22 protein-coding genes are annotated in these 18,392 nt (G+C 66.6%); 17 read left to right on the forward strand and 5 right to left on the reverse strand.

Annotated features, from left to right (window positions below):
- On the forward strand, positions 1-232 hold a 232-nt coding region (locus ON20_RS04195; protein WP_040833617.1), incomplete at its 5' end, for an O-methyltransferase.
- Between the two features lie 76 nt (positions 233-308).
- Here the strand turns inward: ON20_RS04195 and ON20_RS04200 are convergent.
- The 3 genes from ON20_RS04200 to ON20_RS04210 all read right to left on the reverse strand — a co-directional run bounded on the left by ON20_RS04200 (position 309) and on the right by ON20_RS04210 (position 3,407).
- Positions 309-932: a TetR/AcrR family transcriptional regulator gene (locus ON20_RS04200; protein WP_040833618.1), complete on the reverse strand. Its 624-nt coding sequence runs from the start codon at positions 930-932 to the stop codon at positions 309-311.
- Positions 933-937: 5 nt separating this feature from the next.
- Positions 938-1,780, reverse strand: coding sequence for a class I SAM-dependent methyltransferase (locus tag ON20_RS04205; protein WP_040833619.1), 843 nt, complete (start codon positions 1,778-1,780; stop codon positions 938-940).
- A 289-nt stretch (positions 1,781-2,069) separates the two neighbouring features.
- The gene (locus ON20_RS04210) at positions 2,070-3,407 is read right to left on the reverse strand and encodes an AbrB family transcriptional regulator (RefSeq protein ID WP_051161599.1); all 1,338 of its coding nucleotides are present in this window, start codon (positions 3,405-3,407) and stop codon (positions 2,070-2,072) included.
- A gap of 1,026 nt (positions 3,408-4,433) precedes the next feature.
- On the opposite strand from ON20_RS04210, the gene rpsH reads away from it, so the two are divergent.
- From rpsH to map, 9 genes are all read left to right on the forward strand, one after another.
- A complete protein-coding gene (gene rpsH, locus ON20_RS04215; protein ID WP_040833620.1) occupies positions 4,434-4,832 on the forward strand; it encodes a 30S ribosomal protein S8 in 399 nt (132 codons plus the stop codon).
- Between the two features lie 14 nt (positions 4,833-4,846).
- Entirely contained in the window at positions 4,847-5,386 is a 540-nt protein-coding gene (gene rplF / locus ON20_RS04220; RefSeq protein WP_040833621.1) for a 50S ribosomal protein L6, read from the forward strand.
- A 2-nt stretch (positions 5,387-5,388) separates the two neighbouring features.
- The gene (rplR, locus tag ON20_RS04225) at positions 5,389-5,820 is read left to right on the forward strand and encodes a 50S ribosomal protein L18 (RefSeq protein WP_051161618.1); all 432 of its coding nucleotides are present in this window, start codon (positions 5,389-5,391) and stop codon (positions 5,818-5,820) included.
- A gap of 34 nt (positions 5,821-5,854) precedes the next feature.
- Positions 5,855-6,499 (forward strand): 30S ribosomal protein S5, encoded by a 645-nt coding sequence (gene rpsE, locus ON20_RS04230; RefSeq protein ID WP_040788653.1) that lies wholly within the window; start codon positions 5,855-5,857, stop codon positions 6,497-6,499.
- Positions 6,500-6,501: 2 nt separating this feature from the next.
- Positions 6,502-6,681, forward strand: a complete 180-nt coding sequence (gene rpmD / locus ON20_RS04235; RefSeq protein WP_040833622.1) for a 50S ribosomal protein L30 — start codon at positions 6,502-6,504, stop codon at positions 6,679-6,681.
- 1 nt (position 6,682) lies between these two features.
- Positions 6,683-7,129, forward strand: coding sequence for a 50S ribosomal protein L15 (gene rplO, locus ON20_RS04240; RefSeq protein ID WP_040833623.1), 447 nt, complete (start codon positions 6,683-6,685; stop codon positions 7,127-7,129).
- Between the two features lie 309 nt (positions 7,130-7,438).
- Positions 7,439-8,761, forward strand: a complete 1,323-nt coding sequence (gene secY / locus ON20_RS04245; RefSeq protein ID WP_040833624.1) for a preprotein translocase subunit SecY — start codon at positions 7,439-7,441, stop codon at positions 8,759-8,761.
- Positions 8,758-9,324, forward strand: a complete 567-nt coding sequence (locus ON20_RS04250) for an adenylate kinase (protein ID WP_040833625.1) — start codon at positions 8,758-8,760, stop codon at positions 9,322-9,324. The genes secY and ON20_RS04250 overlap by 4 nt, the downstream gene beginning before the upstream one ends.
- Positions 9,325-9,371: 47 nt before the next feature.
- Positions 9,372-10,172: a type I methionyl aminopeptidase gene (gene map / locus ON20_RS04255; RefSeq protein ID WP_040833626.1), complete on the forward strand. Its 801-nt coding sequence runs from the start codon at positions 9,372-9,374 to the stop codon at positions 10,170-10,172.
- Positions 10,173-10,268: 96 nt separating this feature from the next.
- Here the strand turns inward: map and dtd are convergent, their stop codons facing one another.
- Positions 10,269-10,712, reverse strand: coding sequence for a D-aminoacyl-tRNA deacylase (gene dtd, locus ON20_RS04260; protein ID WP_040833674.1), 444 nt, complete (start codon positions 10,710-10,712; stop codon positions 10,269-10,271).
- Positions 10,713-11,006: 294 nt separating this feature from the next.
- Between dtd and ON20_RS36060 the strand changes: the two genes are divergently transcribed.
- On the forward strand, positions 11,007-12,185 hold the full coding sequence (locus tag ON20_RS36060) for a hypothetical protein (RefSeq protein WP_218002434.1): 1,179 nt from the start codon (positions 11,007-11,009) through the stop codon (positions 12,183-12,185).
- A 532-nt stretch (positions 12,186-12,717) separates the two neighbouring features.
- Positions 12,718-13,176, forward strand: coding sequence for a DUF4254 domain-containing protein (locus ON20_RS04275; RefSeq protein ID WP_245547035.1), 459 nt, complete (start codon positions 12,718-12,720; stop codon positions 13,174-13,176).
- A 34-nt stretch (positions 13,177-13,210) separates the two neighbouring features.
- Here the strand turns inward: ON20_RS04275 and ON20_RS04280 are convergent, their stop codons facing one another.
- Positions 13,211-14,710, reverse strand: coding sequence for a MinD/ParA family ATP-binding protein (locus ON20_RS04280; protein WP_438803377.1), 1,500 nt, complete (start codon positions 14,708-14,710; stop codon positions 13,211-13,213).
- Positions 14,711-16,293: 1,583 nt separating this feature from the next.
- Here ON20_RS04280 and infA point away from each other — a divergent pair.
- From infA to rpsD, 5 genes are all read left to right on the forward strand, one after another.
- Positions 16,294-16,515, forward strand: a complete 222-nt coding sequence (infA, locus tag ON20_RS04285; protein WP_003418601.1) for a translation initiation factor IF-1 — start codon at positions 16,294-16,296, stop codon at positions 16,513-16,515.
- Between the two features lie 103 nt (positions 16,516-16,618).
- The gene (gene rpmJ / locus ON20_RS04290) at positions 16,619-16,732 is read left to right on the forward strand and encodes a 50S ribosomal protein L36 (protein WP_006592630.1); all 114 of its coding nucleotides are present in this window, start codon (positions 16,619-16,621) and stop codon (positions 16,730-16,732) included.
- Between the two features lie 192 nt (positions 16,733-16,924).
- On the forward strand, positions 16,925-17,296 hold the full coding sequence (gene rpsM, locus ON20_RS04295; protein WP_040833630.1) for a 30S ribosomal protein S13: 372 nt from the start codon (positions 16,925-16,927) through the stop codon (positions 17,294-17,296).
- Between the two features lie 10 nt (positions 17,297-17,306).
- Complete coding sequence (gene rpsK / locus ON20_RS04300) at positions 17,307-17,720, forward strand: 30S ribosomal protein S11 (protein ID WP_014349147.1); 414 nt, start codon at positions 17,307-17,309, stop codon at positions 17,718-17,720.
- Positions 17,721-17,741: 21 nt separating this feature from the next.
- Positions 17,742-18,347, forward strand: coding sequence for a 30S ribosomal protein S4 (gene rpsD / locus ON20_RS04305; protein WP_040833631.1), 606 nt, complete (start codon positions 17,742-17,744; stop codon positions 18,345-18,347).
- Positions 18,348-18,392: the final 45 nt, after the last annotated feature.

Genomic DNA, 18,392 nt, shown 5'->3' on the forward strand with positions numbered 1-18,392 from the left:
CGGCTACATCGATTATTGGGAACTGCTCGTTCCCTTGGTCAGGCCCGGCGGGCTGATATTGGCCGACAACACCCTTTACGGAGGCGCTGTCGCCGAGGATGAGCCCACTGGCAATGCTCTGGCCATCAAGCGATTCAACGAACACGTCCGCGCGGATCACCGCATCGAATCCGTGCTACTGACAATCGCGGACGGGCTGATCATCGCTCGGAAGCGTGATTCACTGTCGTGATGTGACCTGTTGACCTGGGGCTTCGTCATGTTGCCGGGGCGGCGCACCGTCCCAGCGATAAGCCGTCGCGAAGGGCTTATCGCTGGGACGGTGCGCGGATGCCGTCGAGTACGGCCGTGACCACTGATTCGAGCGGTGGCGGGGTCGATACGGTGGCTGCCGGCACCAGCGCCGACAGGACCTGTTCGTGACAGATGCCGACCAGCATGGCGACCGCGGCATCGACCTGGGCGTCGGGGGCGATACGGCCGAGGGTGCGTTCGGTACGCAGGTAGTCACCCAACCGATGACGCCAGTCCCGTTCCTCTCGATCCGTTTCGGCGAACCGTGCCAGGACCGCCGGCTGTGCCAGCAGTCCGGCGCAGACCGGCAGGATCGTCCTGTGCAGCGCCAGACCTCGGTCGAGGTAGGTGCGCAGGTTCGTTTCGACCTCGCCGGTGCCCGGTGCCGGAAGCGGGCCGAGTCCGCGCTGCACATTGTCGACGTGCTCGCGTAGCGCGGCGGCCAACAGTTCTTCCTTGTCGGCGAAGTGGTTGTAGAGCACTCCGGTGGCGACTCCGGCCGCCCGCGCGATGGCGCGGACGGTGAGACCGGCCGCGCCCTGCTCGATCATCATCTGCTCCGCGGTCGCGATCAGGTGGCCGCGCAGGTCGCGTTCGTCGTCGCGATCGCGCAGCGCCGCGGCCTTTCGCGGTGACATTCGACCTACTGTAGCGGCGCCGTGGCCGTGACCAGCCAGGCGGTGCCACGCAGTCGGACACCGTCGGGGCGCTCGAACGGTCGCAATACGTCGAGCAGCGTATCCCGGGCGTCCGCCTCGGCCGCCTGGCCCACCCGGCTCAACTGGTGGCGGATCGGTCCCCAGCCCATGATGAACTCGGCCGCGTCCGCGGTATCGCTTCCCCAGATTCCGTCGGCTTCGGTCCAGGTGCACGCGATATCGGTGAAGCCCGCTTCCGACAACACGGCGCGCACATGGTCGGGATCGGAAAAGGAGGTGGGGCCGTGGCCGTCCTTCGGGCCGGAGTACTGGAGATGTGGCGTAAGAGAACCGAATACCGTGCCGAGATCCGTTCCGACCGGTGAGGTCATCGCTGTGAACACCAACCGGCCGGCAGGCCGCAGGGCGCGGGCGATATTGGTGAAGGCGGCGACCGGGTCGGCGAAGAACATGATCCCGAATCGGCTCGAGGCCACGTCGAATTCGCCGGCGGGCAAGGGGTGCACCTGTGCGTCGCCCTGCTGGAACGAGATATTCGTGATGTTCTCGCTACGCGCGCGACTGCGGGCCCTGGCGAGCATGGGACCGGACAGGTCGATGCCGGTCGCCGAGCCGGAACCCGCCCGTACCGCGGCCAGCCGCGTCAGTTGGCCGTTTCCGCATCCGATGTCCAGGATCCTGTGGCCGTCCCGTATCTCCGCCGCCGCCAGCAGTGGTTCGTTGAACCCGCCGTTCACCGCGTCGTATCGGTCGTCGTTGTCCGCCCAGTGCTCACCTTCGTATCCGTTCCATGCCTGCGCCTGTGCGGTGTTGACGATGCCGGTCATCGAAACCTCCTCAGATTATGAACAAGTGTTCATGAACGATTGTTCATAACCTTACCGCAGATGTACGACTTGCGCTTCAACAGCGCCGAAAACGCCGTAGGCGTGCTCGACCGTGCGGCACCCGCGAGTGGGTTGTCGACAGGTATGAGGGTGAGGAGGCCCCCTATGCCGTCGGCCGCGTTGCTGCCGAGTCATGGCAGGACCGTGGTGTCGGTGCCGAGGTCCTCGCGTAGGTGGTCAACTGCGAAGTGGTTCGGGGCTCGGACTGTGTGCGTGGCGTTGTCCGGGTTCATTCGGTGCGCCCACTGTGGGTGGACCGGATGGTGGGCTTGTCAATGGTGGGTGTGAACCGCGTGCCCAGCCATCGGACCAGTGGTGGTATCAGCAGCAACGCGAGGAAGAGACGAAAGCTCTGGACGGCCGATATCAGCGGGACATCGCTCTGGCTGGATACCGCGGTGGCCAACACGGCGTTGATTCCCCCCGGTGTGGTCGCCAGGTATGCCTCGACGAAGGGGATGCCGGTGACGGTCGCGGCCGCCCACGACAAACCCGTGCAGAGCAGATACACGGCGCCGATCGCGGTGAGCAGGCGAGGAAGGATCCTGGCAGTACCCCGGATGGCGGGCCGGGTGAACCTGAGGCCGACCTCGAGGCCGATGACCACGAAGAGCATGTCTTCCAGTGGGCCGGCGGGGGCGAACCCGGTCCAGGTGTCGGTGAGTGTGACGATTGCCGCGGCCACCATGGGGCCGAGCAGTACCGGCGCCGGGAGTCTGAGGCGTTCACCGAGCCTGATGCCGAGTAGACATATGGCGGCCAGTACCACAACCGACCGCACACCCTGCGGTTGCTGAACCCAATGGGCGAACGCAGGCCATTCGACAGAAGACGATCGCGCCGCGCCGCGGCCGCCGACTGCCATCACGATCAACGGTGCGGTGAGCGCGATCAGTCCGACCCGCAGATACTGAGCGAAGGCGACCTGTCGCGAATCGGCGCCCAGGTCGTGGGCGCACGCAATGATGCCGCCGGACCCACCGGGAACCATGCCCAGAAGAGCATCGATGATCGAGATTCTCGGGTCCCGGGCAAGCCACAAGGCCGCCAGCCCGCAGCACATGATCGTCGTGATCGTCACCGCAATGAGGGGCAGGCTCGTCGTGACCACGGCAGCCAGGGCTCGAGGGTGCAGATAACTGCCCATCAGAACGCCGACCATGGCCTGCACCGCGCGACTCGCCCGCTTCGGGAAAGGGGAGCGAACCAGGCCGGTGAGCGCTACAGCGATCCCGACGAGCATGGGCACCACCAGTTGCGGTGCGGGAATGTTCCAGATCTCTCCGAACTCGGCGAGCCAATAGCATGCGATTGTCAGCGTGGCCCATCCCAGGAAGCGGGCGGTGAGTGCCGCGACTTTGCGGCCGCGTGACTTCAGAACGGACAGGCGTGTGCCATGTGAGGGCGTTTTTCGTCGAGCGGTGCCTGTTGGTGGATCGGCGAGGGCCGGCGCGCGCACCGCGCGTGGCTCTTCCGGTCGCGAGGATCGGGTGCGGGTGTCGATAATCGCGGTGCGCGAGGCGGACCCGGAGGGTTCGTCACGGGATATGCGTGAATGGTGTTGCACGCGAGGCTCCTCGGCCGAACGGTGCGTCACTCCACTGATGCACCGTTGATTGGCGGCTCGCTATAGGAGTAGATAGGTTCCTGCGCGGTATGCGTCGGCGCCGAAACCGACGGATCACACGAACTCCAGCGCCGAATCGGAGCAGGCACGCGGAGAGAGCCGCGGATCTTGTCTTCAGAGTGACCAGCGGTATCGACCCTACACCGTTCTTACTGCTTCGCCGGTGGAGAGCAGCAGAGGTTTCCGGCGGAAATCGCGGGCCGGCTCGATCGTCGGGACAAAGTGGGCGCTGCGGCGCCGACGCGCGTTCGATCGATGTGTCGAGGGGTTGGTGGCCTGGGTTCCGTATGGGTCTCCTTTCCCTGTTCGCATAGACCTTCCCGCGGCCGGTCGGTAGTGGGTAGGGGCATACGGCCCGGACATGGGTGGCGTCGGGCCCGACATTGCGGACGGTCGGGCGATTCGTGTGATGGCCCACAGCGGTGCCGGCCCGGCCCGGAGGCAGGTGGTGTGGGTGAATTCGTCCTGCGGTGTCGGTGAGGTGGTGATCTCAGGGATCGGATCGACCAAGGCTCGGAAGGGATGACCGGCAGGGTCTGGACGGCGGTCTGCCTGTGCCGGAACCGCGGAATTCGACCGGCAATATCCTGCGGGAGTTGTTCGAACTCCTTCCGGGCCATGTGCCAAGGCAGGTCGGGCCGCCGAACGGGTGGACTCGCCATGGACCGACAGTAGACCGCGCAAATAGGTATTCCTGCTGGTCATGAGCTCGGGGAATGACCACCCCACCCGCTCGTGCCGAGCCCGATTTTGTCCCGCACACCCCGTTGCCTACACTAGACCGGTTGCTTGGGCACCCTTGTGTCCGCGTGCGACCGTGCACGGGTGGCCTGGGCGACGACGAACTCATCCGGTCGGTAACTGCCGGCCGGACCAGCCGAATTGCTGAAGGCCCACGATCGGGCGCGAACGCGCGTGTCCGGTGCTGTATGGGAACCGCAGCGAGAAAGGTGTCGAGGTCGAACCATGACCATGACCGATCCGATCGCAGACTTTCTGACACGTCTGCGCAACGCCAACTCGGCGTACCACGATCAGGTGAAGGCTCCGCATTCGAAGCTCAAGGCGAATATCGCCGAGATCCTCAAGCGTGAGGGCTACATCGCCGATTACCGCACCGAGGACGCGACCGTGGGCAAGGCCCTCGTCGTGGACCTCAAGTACGGCCCCAGCCGGGAGCGCAGCCTGCAGGGTCTGCGCCGCGTCTCCAAGCCGGGCCTGCGCGTGTACGCGAAATCCACCAACCTGCCCAAGGTCCTGGGCGGCCTCGGCGTGGCGATCATCTCCACGTCGACCGGCCTGCTCACCGACAAACAGGCGGCTCAGCAGGGTGTGGGCGGGGAAGTCCTCGCCTACGTCTGGTAAGGGAGGTACGGACGATGTCGCGTATCGGTAAGCATCCGGTTCTGGTCCCCTCGGGTGTCGAGGTGACCCTCAATGGACAAGACGTCGCGGTGAAGGGCCCCAAGGGTCAGCTGGCGCTGACCGTGGCGGAGCCGATCGCCGTGAGCAGGAACGACGACGGTGCGATCGTCGTCTCCCGCCCGGACGACGAGCGGCGCAGCCGTTCGCTGCACGGCCTGACCCGGACCCTGATCGCCAATATGATCACCGGTGTCACGCAGGGCTACGAGAAGAAGATGGAAATCTTCGGCGTCGGTTACCGTGTGCAGCAGAAGGGCAAGGACCTCGAGTTCGCCCTCGGCTACAGCCACCCGGTGCCGATCGAGGCGCCCGAGGGCATCACCTTCGCGGTGGAATCGCCCACCAAGTTCTCCGTGTCCGGGATCGACAAGCAGAAGGTCGGCCAGGTTTCGGCGGTCATCCACGGTCTGCGCAAGCCCGATCCGTACAAGGGCAAGGGCATCCGCTACGCCGGCGAGGTCGTGCGCCGCAAGGTCGGAAAGACGGGTAAGTGATCATGGCGAAGACGACAGCGAAGACGACTGCCGGCCAGGAGAAGAAGCAGGCCAAGCGCATCCCGCTGGGCAAGGACGTATCGACCCGGCGTCGGGCGGCCAAAGCGCGTCGCCACTTCCGCCTGCGCAAGAAGATCGAGGGCACGAGCGAGCGGCCGCGTCTGGTGGTGCACCGTTCCTCGCGGCACCTGCACGCGCAGCTGGTCGACGACTCGGCCGGCCACACCATCGCCGCCGCCTCCACCATCGAGGCCGATGTGCGGGCGGTGGAAGGCGACAAGACCGCCAAGGGCAAGAAGGTCGGCGAACTGCTCGCCGAGCGTGCGAAGGCCGCCGGTGTGGAGGTCGTGGTGTTCGACCGCGGTGGCCACGACTACCACGGCCGTATCGCGGCGCTGGCCGATGCCGCTCGGGAAGGCGGGTTGAAGTTCTGATGATGACCGAGACTGTGAACGGAAGGAACGTCTGATGCCGGGACGTCAGCGGCGTGACGGCGGAAGTGGACCCGCCGGACAGAACGGGAGCGCCCCCGAGGGCGGACGCGAGCGGCGGGGTCGCGACGACCGCCGGGGCGGTGATCGTCGGGACAGCGCGGCCGAGAAGAACCAGCTCGAGCGGGTTGTCGCGATCAACCGTGTATCGAAGGTCGTCAAGGGTGGTCGGCGCTTCAGCTTCACCGCCCTGGTGATCGTCGGCGACGGGAACGGCCTGGTCGGTGTCGGGTACGGCAAGGCCAAGGAAGTCCCCGCAGCCATCCAGAAGGGTGTCGAGGAAGCGCGCAAGGGCTTCTTCCGCGTCCCGATGATCGGCTCCACCATCACCCACCCGGTGCAGGGCGAGGCGGCGGCCGGTGTGGTCATGCTGCGCCCGGCCTCCCCGGGTACCGGTGTGATCGCCGGTGGTGCCGCGCGTGCCGTGCTGGAGTGCGCGGGTATCCACGACATCCTGGCCAAGTCGCTCGGTAGCGACAACGCGATCAACGTCGTGCACGCGACCGTTGCCGCGCTCAAGCAGCTGCAGCGTCCGGAAGAGGTCGCGGCCCGCCGTGGTCTGCCGCTCGAGGACGTCGCTCCCGCGGGCATGCTGCGTGCCCGTGCCGGACAAGGAGTCTGACAATGGCAGATCTCAAGGTGACCCAGATCAAGAGTTCGATCGGCGCCAAGCAGAACCAGCGCGATAGCCTCCGGACCCTGGGTCTGCGGGGTATCCGCAAATCGGTGACCCGGCCGGACACCCCGGCCAACCGTGGTCTGATCAATGCCGTGCGCCACCTCGTGACCGTTGAGGAGGTCTGACATGAGCGTTATCAAACTGCACCACCTGCGTCCGGCGCCCGGCGCCAAGACCGACCGCACCCGCGTCGGCCGTGGTGAGGGGTCCAAGGGCAAGACCGCGGGCCGCGGTACCAAGGGCACCAAGGCGCGTAAGAACGTGCCCGCCTCCTTCGAGGGTGGGCAGATGCCCATTCACATGCGACTGCCCAAGCTCAAGGGCTTCAACAACCCGTTCCGGGTGGAGTACCAGGTTGTGAATGTCGGCACAATCGCCCGGCTGTTCCCCGAGGGTGGCACCGTCGGCAAGGACGAGCTGGTGGCGGCGGGCGCGGTCCGCAAGAACCAGCTGGTGAAGGTGCTGGGCGAGGGCGAGATCTCCGTCGCCGTCCAGGTCAGCGCGGACAAGTTCTCCGGCTCCGCCAAGGAGAAGATCGCCGCGGCCGGTGGCACCGCCACCGAGTTGGTCTGACGTAAGAGTTCACCCAGCGGCTGTGTCGGCCCCCGGAAGCGGTAGCCTGCGGGGCCACATCGAAATGACGCGGCCGCAAATTCGGCACTGCGGCCGTGTGTCGGCCCCGGAGACGGTAGCTTACGTGACCACGTAGAGGTCGCGCGGCCGCAAATTCGGCGCAGCGGCACCGGACGAGTGCAGACTCGTCCGGTGCCACTGTTAGAGTTCAAGTGTTGTCTGCCAAGACCAGTCGTGGGTTCGGCGATATCCACCGGGACACCGCTGAACAATTCCATGGCATGACCATGTCGTTCGCCAGGAGGATCTGTGCTTTCCGCCTTCGTATCGGCCTTCCGGACTCCGGATTTGCGGCGGAAGATTCTCTTCACGCTGGGTCTGGTCGCGTTGTACCGCGCCGGTGCGTCGCTGCCCTCGCCCGGGGTGGACTATCGGGCAGTCCAGGAATGTGTCGACCTGGTCTCCGGTGGTGAGAACGCCGGGATCTACCAGCTGATCAACCTCTTCTCCGGTGGCGCGCTGCTGCAATTGTCGATCTTCGCGATCGGCATCATGCCCTATATCACCGCCAGCATCATCATCCAGTTGCTGACCGTTGTCATCCCTCGGTTCGAGGAACTGAAGAAGGAAGGCCAGACCGGCCAGACCAAGATGACGCAGTACACCCGGTACCTGGCGATCGCGCTGGCGATTCTGCAGGCCACGGGTCTGGTCGCGCTGGCCGCTCGCGGGCAGCTGCTGCGGGGCTGTCAGAAGGACATCCTCGCCGATACGAGCATTTTCGGAATGATCATCATCGTGGTCGTGATGACCGCGGGCGCCGCCCTGGTCATGTGGTTCGGCGAGCAGATCACCGAGCGCGGCGTCGGTAACGGTATGTCACTGCTGATCTTCTCCGGTATCGCCGCCCGCGTCGTCACCGAGGGCAAATTGATCCTGGACAGCCGCGGTGGTCTGATGTTCGGGGTGGTCTGTGTGGCCGCGCTGGCGGTCATCGTCGCGGTGATCTTCGTCGAACAGGGACAGCGCCGGATCCCGGTGCATTACGCCAAGCGTGTGGTCGGCCGTAAGATGTACGGCGGTTCGTCGACCTATCTGCCGCTGAAGGTCAACCAGGCCGGTGTGATCCCGGTGATCTTCGCGTCCTCGCTGCTGTATCTGCCGAACCTGCTCGTGCAGCTGATCGGTTCCACCAATGACCCCAACCCGAGCTGGTGGCAGGAGATAATCCAGAAGTACCTGGTCAACCCCACCAACCCGGTGTATATCGCGATCTACTTCGCTCTGATCGTGTTCTTCACCTACTTCTATGTCGCCATCACCTTCAACCCGGAGGAACGGGCCGACGAGATGAAGAAGTTCGGCGGTTTCATCCCGGGCTACCGCCCCGGTAAACCGACCGCCGACCATCTGAACTACGTACTGAGCCGGATCACCCTCCCCGGCTCGATCTACCTCGGTGCGGTGGCTGTACTGCCGAGCGTGTTCCTCGATATCGGCTCCACGGGCGGCGCGCAGAGCATGGTGTTCGGCGGTGCCGCGGTACTGATCGTCGTGAGTGTCGGACTGGACACCGTGAAGCAGATCGAAAGCCAACTGATGAATCGAAATTACGAAGGGTTCCTCAAGTGAGAGTTGTACTGCTAGGACCGCCGGGAGCGGGCAAAGGCACTCAGGCCGTCCTGCTGTCGGAGAAACTGGGGGTACCGCATATCTCGACCGGGGACCTTTTCCGCGCGAACATCGGCCAGCAGACTCCGCTGGGCCTGGAGGCGAAGAAGTACCTGGACGCCGGCGATCTGGTGCCCAGCGACGTCACCAACCGGATGGTCGAGGCCCGCGTCGCCGAACCGGACGCGGCCAACGGTTTCGTACTGGACGGCTACCCGCGCACCGTCGACCAGGCCGACGCGCTGGCGAAGATCCTGAGCGGTATGGACACCAGGCTGGACGCGGTACTGAGTTTCGATGTCGCCGAGGACACCGTGGTGGAGCGGATGCTGGCGCGTGGCCGTGCCGATGACAACGAAGAGGTCATCCGCAACCGGCTGCGGGTCTACCGCACCGAGACCGCGCCGCTGCTGGACTACTACGACGGTCTGGTCGTCACGGTCAATGGCATCGGCGAGGTCGACGAGGTCAACGAGCGCGCCCTGTCCGCGCTGAACTGCCCGAGCAGCGGAGCTTCGCGGTAGTGCGGCCCGCCGTCGCGACGGCCCCGGTTATGGAGAACTGATCCACCATGGTTTTCGGCCGCAAGGGCAAGAAGGTGGTGCCGTTCCGCACCCCCGGTGAGCTGGACGCGATGGCGGCCGCCGGGGCGATCGTGGGTCGTGCCCTGGTCGAGGTGCGCAAGGCCGCGGCGCCCGGGGTGTCGACCCTGGAACTCGACGAGGTCGCCGAGCAGACCATCCGGGACGCCGGGGCGGTGCCCTCGTTCAAGGGCTATCACGGGTTCCCCGCTTCCATCTGCGCTTCGGTCAACGACCGGGTCGTGCACGGTATCCCATCGTCCGGTGAGGTCCTCGCCGCGGGGGATCTGGTGTCCATCGACTGCGGCGCCATCCTCGACGGTTGGCACGGCGATTCGGCCTGGACGTTCGGCGTCGGCCCACTCATCGAGGCGGATCGGCTGCTCAGTGTCGCCACCGAGAAGGCGATGGAGGCCGGTATCGCGGCCATGCTGCCGGACAACCGGCTCACCGACGTCTCCCACGCCATCGAGGTGGGCACCCGGGCGGCGGAGCGGGATCACGGCCGCGACTACGGCATCGTCGACGGTTACGGCGGGCACGGTATAGGCCGCGAGATGCACTTGGACCCTTTCCTGCCGAACGAGGGGCATCCGGGCCGCGGCCCCCGCTTGGTGGTCGGTTCGGTGCTGGCCATCGAGCCGATGCTCACCCTCGGTACCACCGAGACCAAAGTGCTCGACGACGACTGGACCGTGGTGACGGCGGATGGTTCCCGCGCGGCCCACTGGGAGCACACTGTCGCGGTGACCGAGGACGGCCCGCGAATCCTCACCGTGCGGCCCGAGTAGTCCGGGAGCCCGTCGCTGCCTGTGGTGCGAACAGCCACCCGGGTCGGCGGTCCGGCACCGGGAGGGACCGGAGACCTCGATCCGCTCGCGGGGTTGTCATGACTCCAGTAGCAGTGTGACCGGTCCGTCGTTGGTCAGCGCGACACGCATATGCGCTCCGAAACGTCCGACGGCGACCGGTGCGCCGAGTTCGCGCAGGGCATCGGCGAATGTGTCGACCAGCGGTTCGGCCACCGGTCCCGGTGCGGCCGCGGACCAGGACGGACGCCTGCCCTTGCGGGTGTCGGCGTAGAGGGTGAACTGGCTGACCACCAGGATCGGCGCGCATAGGTCGGCGGCGCTGCGCTCGTCGTCGAGAATACGCAGGCGCCATAATTTGTCGGCCAAGGACGCCGCGATGGCCGCGGTATCGCCGTGGGTGACGCCGACCAGTGCCAGCAAGCCGTGCGGCGCGGCGTGTTCCGACGGATCGATGGCGGCGACGATCTCGTTATCCACCGATACCTGTGCGGAAGTCACTCGTTGCACCAGGATTCGCATGTCCTCGATCATCCTCCGCCCTGATGGTCGAGCCCGTCCGGGGCGTCGGCGTAGGCGGGCGGGTGGTCGTGGCCGTAATCGGCATGATGGCGGGTTACCGGAGCGGGGGTGGAGCCATCCCGAACCCGGCCCGCTGGAGGATCTGGAACCGGTGTCGACGGTGGCATTGCGCCGGTTCGTCCGCACCCACTCGCTCGTGCACAACCTGTCGACCGCCGTCTCGTTGCGTGCGTTCCCGCCATCAATATCGAAGGCGACCCTGTCGAGGCCCGGACGCTGGTCCGGTCGATGCTGATGGAGTTCGTCGCATTACACGGACCGGACCACACCGCAGTGGCCATTATCTGCGCCGATCCGGACAGCGAGACATGGGGATGGGCCAAATGGCTCCCGCACCTGCAGCATCCGGTGGACCGCGACGGGCTCGGCTCCCGGCGCATGATGTATCGGTCGCCGGCCGAACTCGAAACCGCCATGGCCGCCGAACTGCTCGAACGTGGTCGCTTCATGCGCAACGCACAGCCGACGGCAGGGCGGACCCATCTGCTGGTCATCATCGACGACGGATATGTCAGTGGTGCCGAGCGTATCGTCAGCGACGCGGGATTGGATTCGGGCTCCGATGCGGAAACGCCGGCAGAGGGCGTCGGTGAGGCGAAACAGCAACTCAACGCGCTGTATGGCGGCAGACGTGCCCCCGAGGTGCGCATGCTTCCGCTGCAGACCCCGCGTGAGCAGGTGCTGGAAGTCGTCCGTCGTTACGGGATCGGACTGGGGCCGACCCGTGTGGCCGTCGGTATCGGCGAGTCCGAACTGCAGCCCCTCGTTCTGGATTTCGATGCCCAGCCGCACTTCATGGCGTTCGCCGACGTCGAGTGCGGCAAGACGACACTGCTGCGCAATATCGTGATGTGTCTGGCGGAGAACTCGAACGCCGACCAAGCGCGGGTGATTCTCATCGACTACCGGCGTACCAGGCTCGGTGTCCTCGAAGGCGATCAACTGGCCGGGTATTCGACTTCTTCGCAGACCTCGGTCGCCGTGATCAAGGAGGTCGCGGCCTACTTGACACGACGGATTCCCGGCTCGGATATCACCCCGAAGCAGTTGCGTGAGCGTAGCTGGTGGAGCGGACCGGAGATCTATGTCGTCGTCGACGACTACGACATGGTGGCGGCAGGGCAGAATCTGTTGGAGCCACTGCTCGAATTCCTTCCGCAGGCACGCGATACCGGGATGCACCTGATCATCGCCCGACGCTCCGGCGGTGCGGCTCGCGCGCTGTACGACAAGGTGCTCGGCAGGATGAAGGATCTTTCGGTCGACGCGCTGCTCATGAGCGCGCCCAAGGACGAAGGAAAGTTCCTGGACGATGTCCGTGCGGCGAAGCTGCCGGCCGGCCGAGGCACCCTCATCTCTCGACACCGCAGCGAACCCGAGATGATTCAGGTGGCCTACCTGCCGCCGATCTGACCGTCCGGCCTCGCCGGTGGGGACAGGGGTGGGCCGGTCGTTTCCCGTGTCGGCGGACCCACGGTTTCGGTTGGGCCGGATATGGCCGGTGACCACGGATTCCAGCACTTCCTGGCTGCGCACCCGGGTCCCTCGGGAGGTCGCGGTGTAGACGAGGTTCTCGGTGACCGGCACCTGGACCGCGTTCCGCGCGGTGGTGAGGGAGACCTGCATCTGCTCGGCCGGTTCGGCGTGACCGGGAAGTCGGTCTCCGGCTTCAGCGGTCTGCGCGGATTTCCTCGCGGAGGTGGTCCGCGATCCGCTGATACATCGGACCGTCCGGCCATCGTACTCCCCGATTGGTCGGCCGGGTAACGGAGTGTATTCTTTCGCGCTCGGCGCGGCCCGTTATCGCTTGACAGGCGACTTCCGGGGTTTATTGTAATGAACGTACTGATCCGGTGTTGTGCGGCGATGACGGCGAGGCAACGTGGCAGGTTCGGATACTACAGTCGTAATGGCTCTCCCCGGCACACAATATGGTGCCGATCCGGTGACGCAGACTCCTGGGCCACTGCCCAACTCGGATCTACTGGTCCGGGCGGCGCGCGGACACCGCGTGGTCGGGAGTCAATTGCTCTGGTTCACCCGTGATCTGGCGGTACTACACGAACGACGGCTGGTGGGGCGCGGTGGTTCGATGGTCACCGATCCCGAACGGATCCTCGAAATCGAGCGGCGCCGAATGGAATTGGTCATGGCCATCGATGACTGGGTGATGCGCAACGTTCCCCAGAACCGTTTGGGCGCCACCCTGCACACCGAGACCATCGGTGCGGTGATCGACCGGTTGGCCGAGGCCTCGGTCCGCGCCCATCACGCGCTGATGACCCTGGTCTCGGACGACGAGCTGCTGCACGGCGCCTGGCATCACCTGGCCGAACTGACCGATGCCTACGACGACCTGGTCCGGGAGGTCATGGCGGGGCGCCGCCGGCTCCCGGAGTGGTGAGGTCCCGGTCCGGCGGTGGACCTCGACGGTCGGGCTACTGCTGGAAGCGCCGGTGGTCGGTCGCGAAATCGTCGGCCACGGTGGCGGCCAGCTCGACGTAGGCGCGTTTGGTGTCCTTGTGCAGCCGATGCAGGTCGATCTCCGCGCCCTCGGACAGATGCGTATCGAAGGGGATGATGTGCACCGCTCGACAGCGGGTGAGGAAGTACTCCCGCAACTGCTGAATACCCACGTTGGGTGAACCGTCCCGTGGGCAGTTGATCACCACCACGGCATTGCGCACCAGATGGTCGTGACCGTGCAACGACAGCCAGTCCAGGGTGGCCGCCGCGCTGCGGGCACCATCGATGGCCGGGGAGGAGATCAGCACCAGCGAATGCGCCAGGTCGAGCACACCGGTCATGGCCGAATGCATCAGGCCGGTGCCGCAGTCGGTGAGGATGATGTTGTAGAACCGTTGCAGAATCCGGGCGACCGCGCGGTATTCGGCCTCGTTGAACGCCTCCGACGCGGCCGGATCACGTTCGCTGGCAAGCACTTCCAGTCGGCTGGAGGACTGCGAGGTGTGGCGGCGCACATCCGAGTAGCGCTGGATCGCCGGATCCAGCAGCAGATCGCGCACCGTGGACCGGGTCTGCAGCGGCACCCGCTGCGACAGCGTGCCGAAATCGGGATTGGCGTCGACGGCGATGACCCGATCGCCGCGAATCGAGGAGAAGGTCGAGCCGAGACCCATCGTGGTGGTCGTCTTGCCGACACCACCCTTCAGGGAGAGCACCGCGATGCGGTAGTCGCCGCGCACCGGCTGCCGGATACGGGCCACCAACTCCTGCAACCGCCGCTCCTCGGCGGACATACCCGGGTTGATCGCGCCCCGGGAGACGTGATGCACGGCTTTGCGCCACCCGGAACCGGGTGCGCGTTTGGCGCGCCGCAACGGCACGTCGTCCAGTGACGAGCCCGGCCCACCGGGTACCGGGCCGCCGGGACCGTTCTGGTTCGGCCAGTATCCCGGCTGCCCCTGCGGAGGCCCCTGCCACTGACCGCCGTGGGGCGGGGGCGCGGGTTGGTTCCACTGCTGGTTCGGGGGCGGTTGATAACCCTGAACGGGTGGGCCGCTGTCGGCCATCGGCGCCGGATGGTTCGGCCCCGGCTGGGGCGCGGGCCACTGCCGATACGGGTCGGGTACCTGGTGGAAGAAGCCCGACGTCCGCGGATCCGGTCCGGGTGCCTGGGCGTAGGGACCGGAGGCGTAGGGAGTCGGTCCATAGGCCTGGGGAGCTGGTCCGGGGGGATAGGGAGTGGGTCCGGGGGCCTGGGGGACGGGTCCGGAGGCGTAAGGACCGGGTCCGGGCGCATATGGGGCCGGACCGGGGGCATAAGGAGCAGGCCCGGGCGTCGGGGAAGCGGGATATACGGGACCGGGAGCCTGGGGAGCGGGTCCCGGTGCGGCCGGACCGGGCGGGGTCCGGGTGCCGGGAGCGGGGGCGATGCCGGGGCCGTTCGACGGCCCGTAACCGCTTTGCGGTGCGATATCCGAGGGACCGGCGGGCGAGGTGGTCTCGTACGGTCGGTCCGTCGGTGTGGTGGTTCCTCGGTTGTGCGGGGTCGGTTCGGGGAATCCCATCGGAGACCGGCCGCCGTGGGAAGCGCCGGTCGCCGAGTGGTCGGCGTTCGGCGGGAGGGGACCGTCGGGGTGGCCGTGACCGGAGAACGACGCCTCATCCGTTCGCGTGACGGGACCCGCGTCCGGGGTGCGGGAACCCGCCTGTTCCGGGGCCTCCGGGCCGTCGGCTCGCGTGGGAGACTCCGCGGCGCTGGAGGCGGCCGGCAGGTCCGGTAGGCGCTGCAGGGGCTGCTGCACCACCGTGGGTTCGGCCGGGCGGCGGTCGGAAGGTTCGGGGACGGGCGATCGAGCCGGTTCGGGCGTCGGTGCGTACGCGGGATCTGCGCCCGCCGTCTCACCGGCCTGCCGGAAATCGCTCGGCGGCGCGTCCGGCAGCGGCGGTGGGGGTGGCAGGTACGGACGGTTGTCCTCCTGCTGTGCCGTGGTGGGCGGAATATCCGGCGGTGCCTGCCCCGGGGCGTTCTGTACCGGCCGAGCCGGCTCGGCCGCGGCGTTCTGCGCGGAATCGGGCGGGGAACCGTACTGGTTCGGGTCGACGGGGGGACGGTCGCCGATCGGCCGGAAACCGTCGGACGGGGGGCCCGGCCGCCGGGTCGGCAGATCCGGGAGGTCCGGCTGTGGTGCGCTCCACTGTCCGGCTCCCGGCCCCGTATCGGTACCGGACTGCGCGTTCGGGCCGCCCTGGTACTGCTGCACGGCTTCGGGTGCGAACCCGGACTGCTCGCCCTGCGGGGGCGGTGCCGACTGCCATGGGCCCGGCGATGCGGGCTGCTGTTCGCTCGGCCGGCCGGTGCCGCCCGGCATATGATCCGCCGGATCCGGCTCGACGCCCTGCGGTCGTTCGGGGGCCGCATCGGATCGGGGGGACCACTCGTCCCACGTGGCCGCGGCCCGGCGGGCAGGGCTGTTCGCACGATTCGGCAGCAGTTCGCCGACCCGCTCCTCCAGTGACTGTTGGTCGCTCTTGTTGCGGCGCCGCAGGAGGCGGCGTTTGTCCCGCCGGCCGCCGCCCTCGGAATCATCGTCCGAGCCACGGTTGAAGAAGCCACGTCTGGGTGGAGGAGAGTCGGGAATGTAGTCGTCCTGGGGGAGGTTCTGGACAGGGGCTTCGTAGCCGACGTGGGAGCTGTCGCCACTGGGGTTGGCGTCACCCTCGGACAACCATGGTGGCAGCATGGGGAGGCCGTCGTTACTGCGGCTCAACGCGTCCCCTCCTGTTGTGCTCAACCCTCGGACAGCCGCCAGTTTACGCGAATGTCTCGTTGTCCCCGGGGGCGGGAGTCGTCGGGAGTCGGTGTGGAAACGGGACGTTCGATTATCCGGGTGACCCGTTTTTGCCCGATTCGATACCTGCCGGTAAGCTGGTCAGGCGGTGCATCCATGCGCCGCCTGTTTGCGTGCGATCGGCGGTTTCGACGCTGCGGTTCGGTCCACTCGAACAGTACAGGGCAGTCAAACCAGGTTGCAGTGTAACCGGGATCGCGGAGGACATGGCGAAGAAAGACGGGGCCATCGAGGTCGAGGGTCGGGTTGTCGAGCCGTTGCCGAATGCGATGTTCCGTATCGAGCTCGAGAACGGACACAAGGTTCTCGCGCACATCAGCGGCAAGATGCGGCAGCACTACATTCGCATCCTGCCGGAGGACCGCGTGGTCGTCGAGCTCTCGCCCTACGACCTGTCCCGCGGACGCATCGTGTACCGCTACAAGTGATCGGGTCGGCAGGCTCGCCCGTATAGGAACTTCCCCGGTCGTACCGACCGGGGACAACTGTGTTCGTACCCCGGTACGGACCACAACCAGAGATTGGACGGACGTGAAGGTTCAGCCGAGCGTCAAGAAGATCTGCGATAAGTGCAAGGTGATCCGCCGCAACGGCCGGGTCATGGTGATCTGCGAGAACCTGCGGCACAAGCAGCGTCAGGGCTGACACCACTGCCGAGCACCGAACGCGGTTCGGAATGGCGACAACACGAGTAAGCCTCCCTGCGCCGGCCGCACACTGAGGATTTCGGGTCAGCCCGAAGGTGTGTGAGCCCACCCCCCGGAACGGAGGCCGGGGCCCCATCGGACGAGGGGACGGACAGGGAGCAGACCTCCGCAACAGTGAAGGAACTGCCACATGGCACGTCTGATGGGCGTCGATCTCCCGCGCGAAAAGCGCATGGAGATCGCGCTGACCTACATCTACGGCATCGGCCGTACCCGCGCCGCGGAGATCCTGGACGCGACCGGCGTGAGCCCGGATCTGCGCTCGAAGGATCTGTCCGACGACGATCTGACCAAGCTGCGCGATTACATCGAGGCCTCGGAATTCAAGGTCGAGGGTGACCTGCGCCGCGAGGTGCAGGCCGATATCCGCCGCAAGATCGAGATCGGCTGCTACCAGGGTCTGCGCCACCGTCGTGGCCTGCCCGTGCGCGGCCAGCGCACCAAGACCAACGCGCGTACCCGCAAGGGCCCCAAGCGCACCGTCGCCGGCAAGAAGAAGTAGGGGATAACCGATGCCTCCCAAGTCCAGGGCCTCCGGCCCCAAGAAGACCCAGAAGTCGCGCCGCAGGGAGAAGAAGAACGTTCCCCACGGCCACGCGCACATCAAGAGCACGTTCAACAACACGATCGTGTCCATCACCGACCCGTCCGGCAACGTCATCTCCTGGGCGTCCTCCGGCCATGTCGGCTTCAAGGGCTCGCGCAAGTCGACCCCGTTCGCCGCGCAGCTGGCCGCCGAGAACGCGGCCCGCAAGGCGCAGGAGAACGGCGTGAAGAAGGTCGACGTGTTCGTCAAGGGCCCCGGTTCGGGCCGCGAAACCGCGATCCGCTCGCTCCAGGCCGCGGGCCTGGAGGTCGGCACGATCTCCGATGTCACCCCGCAGCCGCACAACGGCTGCCGTCCGCCCAAGCGGCGTCGCGTCTAGCGGGAAGGAAGGTAGAGCACAATGGCCCGTTACACCGGACCCATCACCCGCAAGTCGCGTCGCCTGCGCGTCGACCTGGTCGGCGGTGACCAGGCGTTCGAGCGTCGCCCCTACCCGCCCGGCCAGCACGGCCGCGCGCGGATCAAGGAGAGCGAGTACCTGCTCCAGCTGCAGGAGAAGCAGAAGGCCCGCTTCTCCTACGGCGTCATGGAGAAGCAGTTCCGTCGCTACTACGAGGAAGCCAACCGGCAGAAGGGCAAGACCGGCGACAACCTGCTGCGCCTGCTCGAGACCCGGCTGGACAACGTGGTGTACCGCGCCGGCCTGGCGCGCACCCGCCGGCAGGCCCGCCAGCTGGTGAGCCACGGCCACTTCCTGGTGAACAACAAGAAGGTGGACGTTCCGTCCTACCGCGTGAGCCAGTACGACATCATCGATGTCAAGGAGAAGTCGCTGGGCACGCTGCCGTTCCAGGTGGCCCGCGAGACCCTGGGCGACCGCCCGGTGCCCGGCTGGCTCCAGGTCATCCCCGGGCGGCTGCGGATCCTGGTCCACCAGGAACCGGAGCGCGCTCAGATCGATGTGCCGCTGCAGGAACAGCTGATCGTCGAGTACTACTCGAAGTAATCGGCTGTGCCGCTGGTGCGTGACCATCGGCCCGGATGGTCACGC

Source organism: Nocardia brevicatena NBRC 12119, from assembly GCF_000308495.1.
In the GTDB taxonomy this organism is placed as follows: domain Bacteria; phylum Actinomycetota; class Actinomycetes; order Mycobacteriales; family Mycobacteriaceae; genus Nocardia; species Nocardia brevicatena.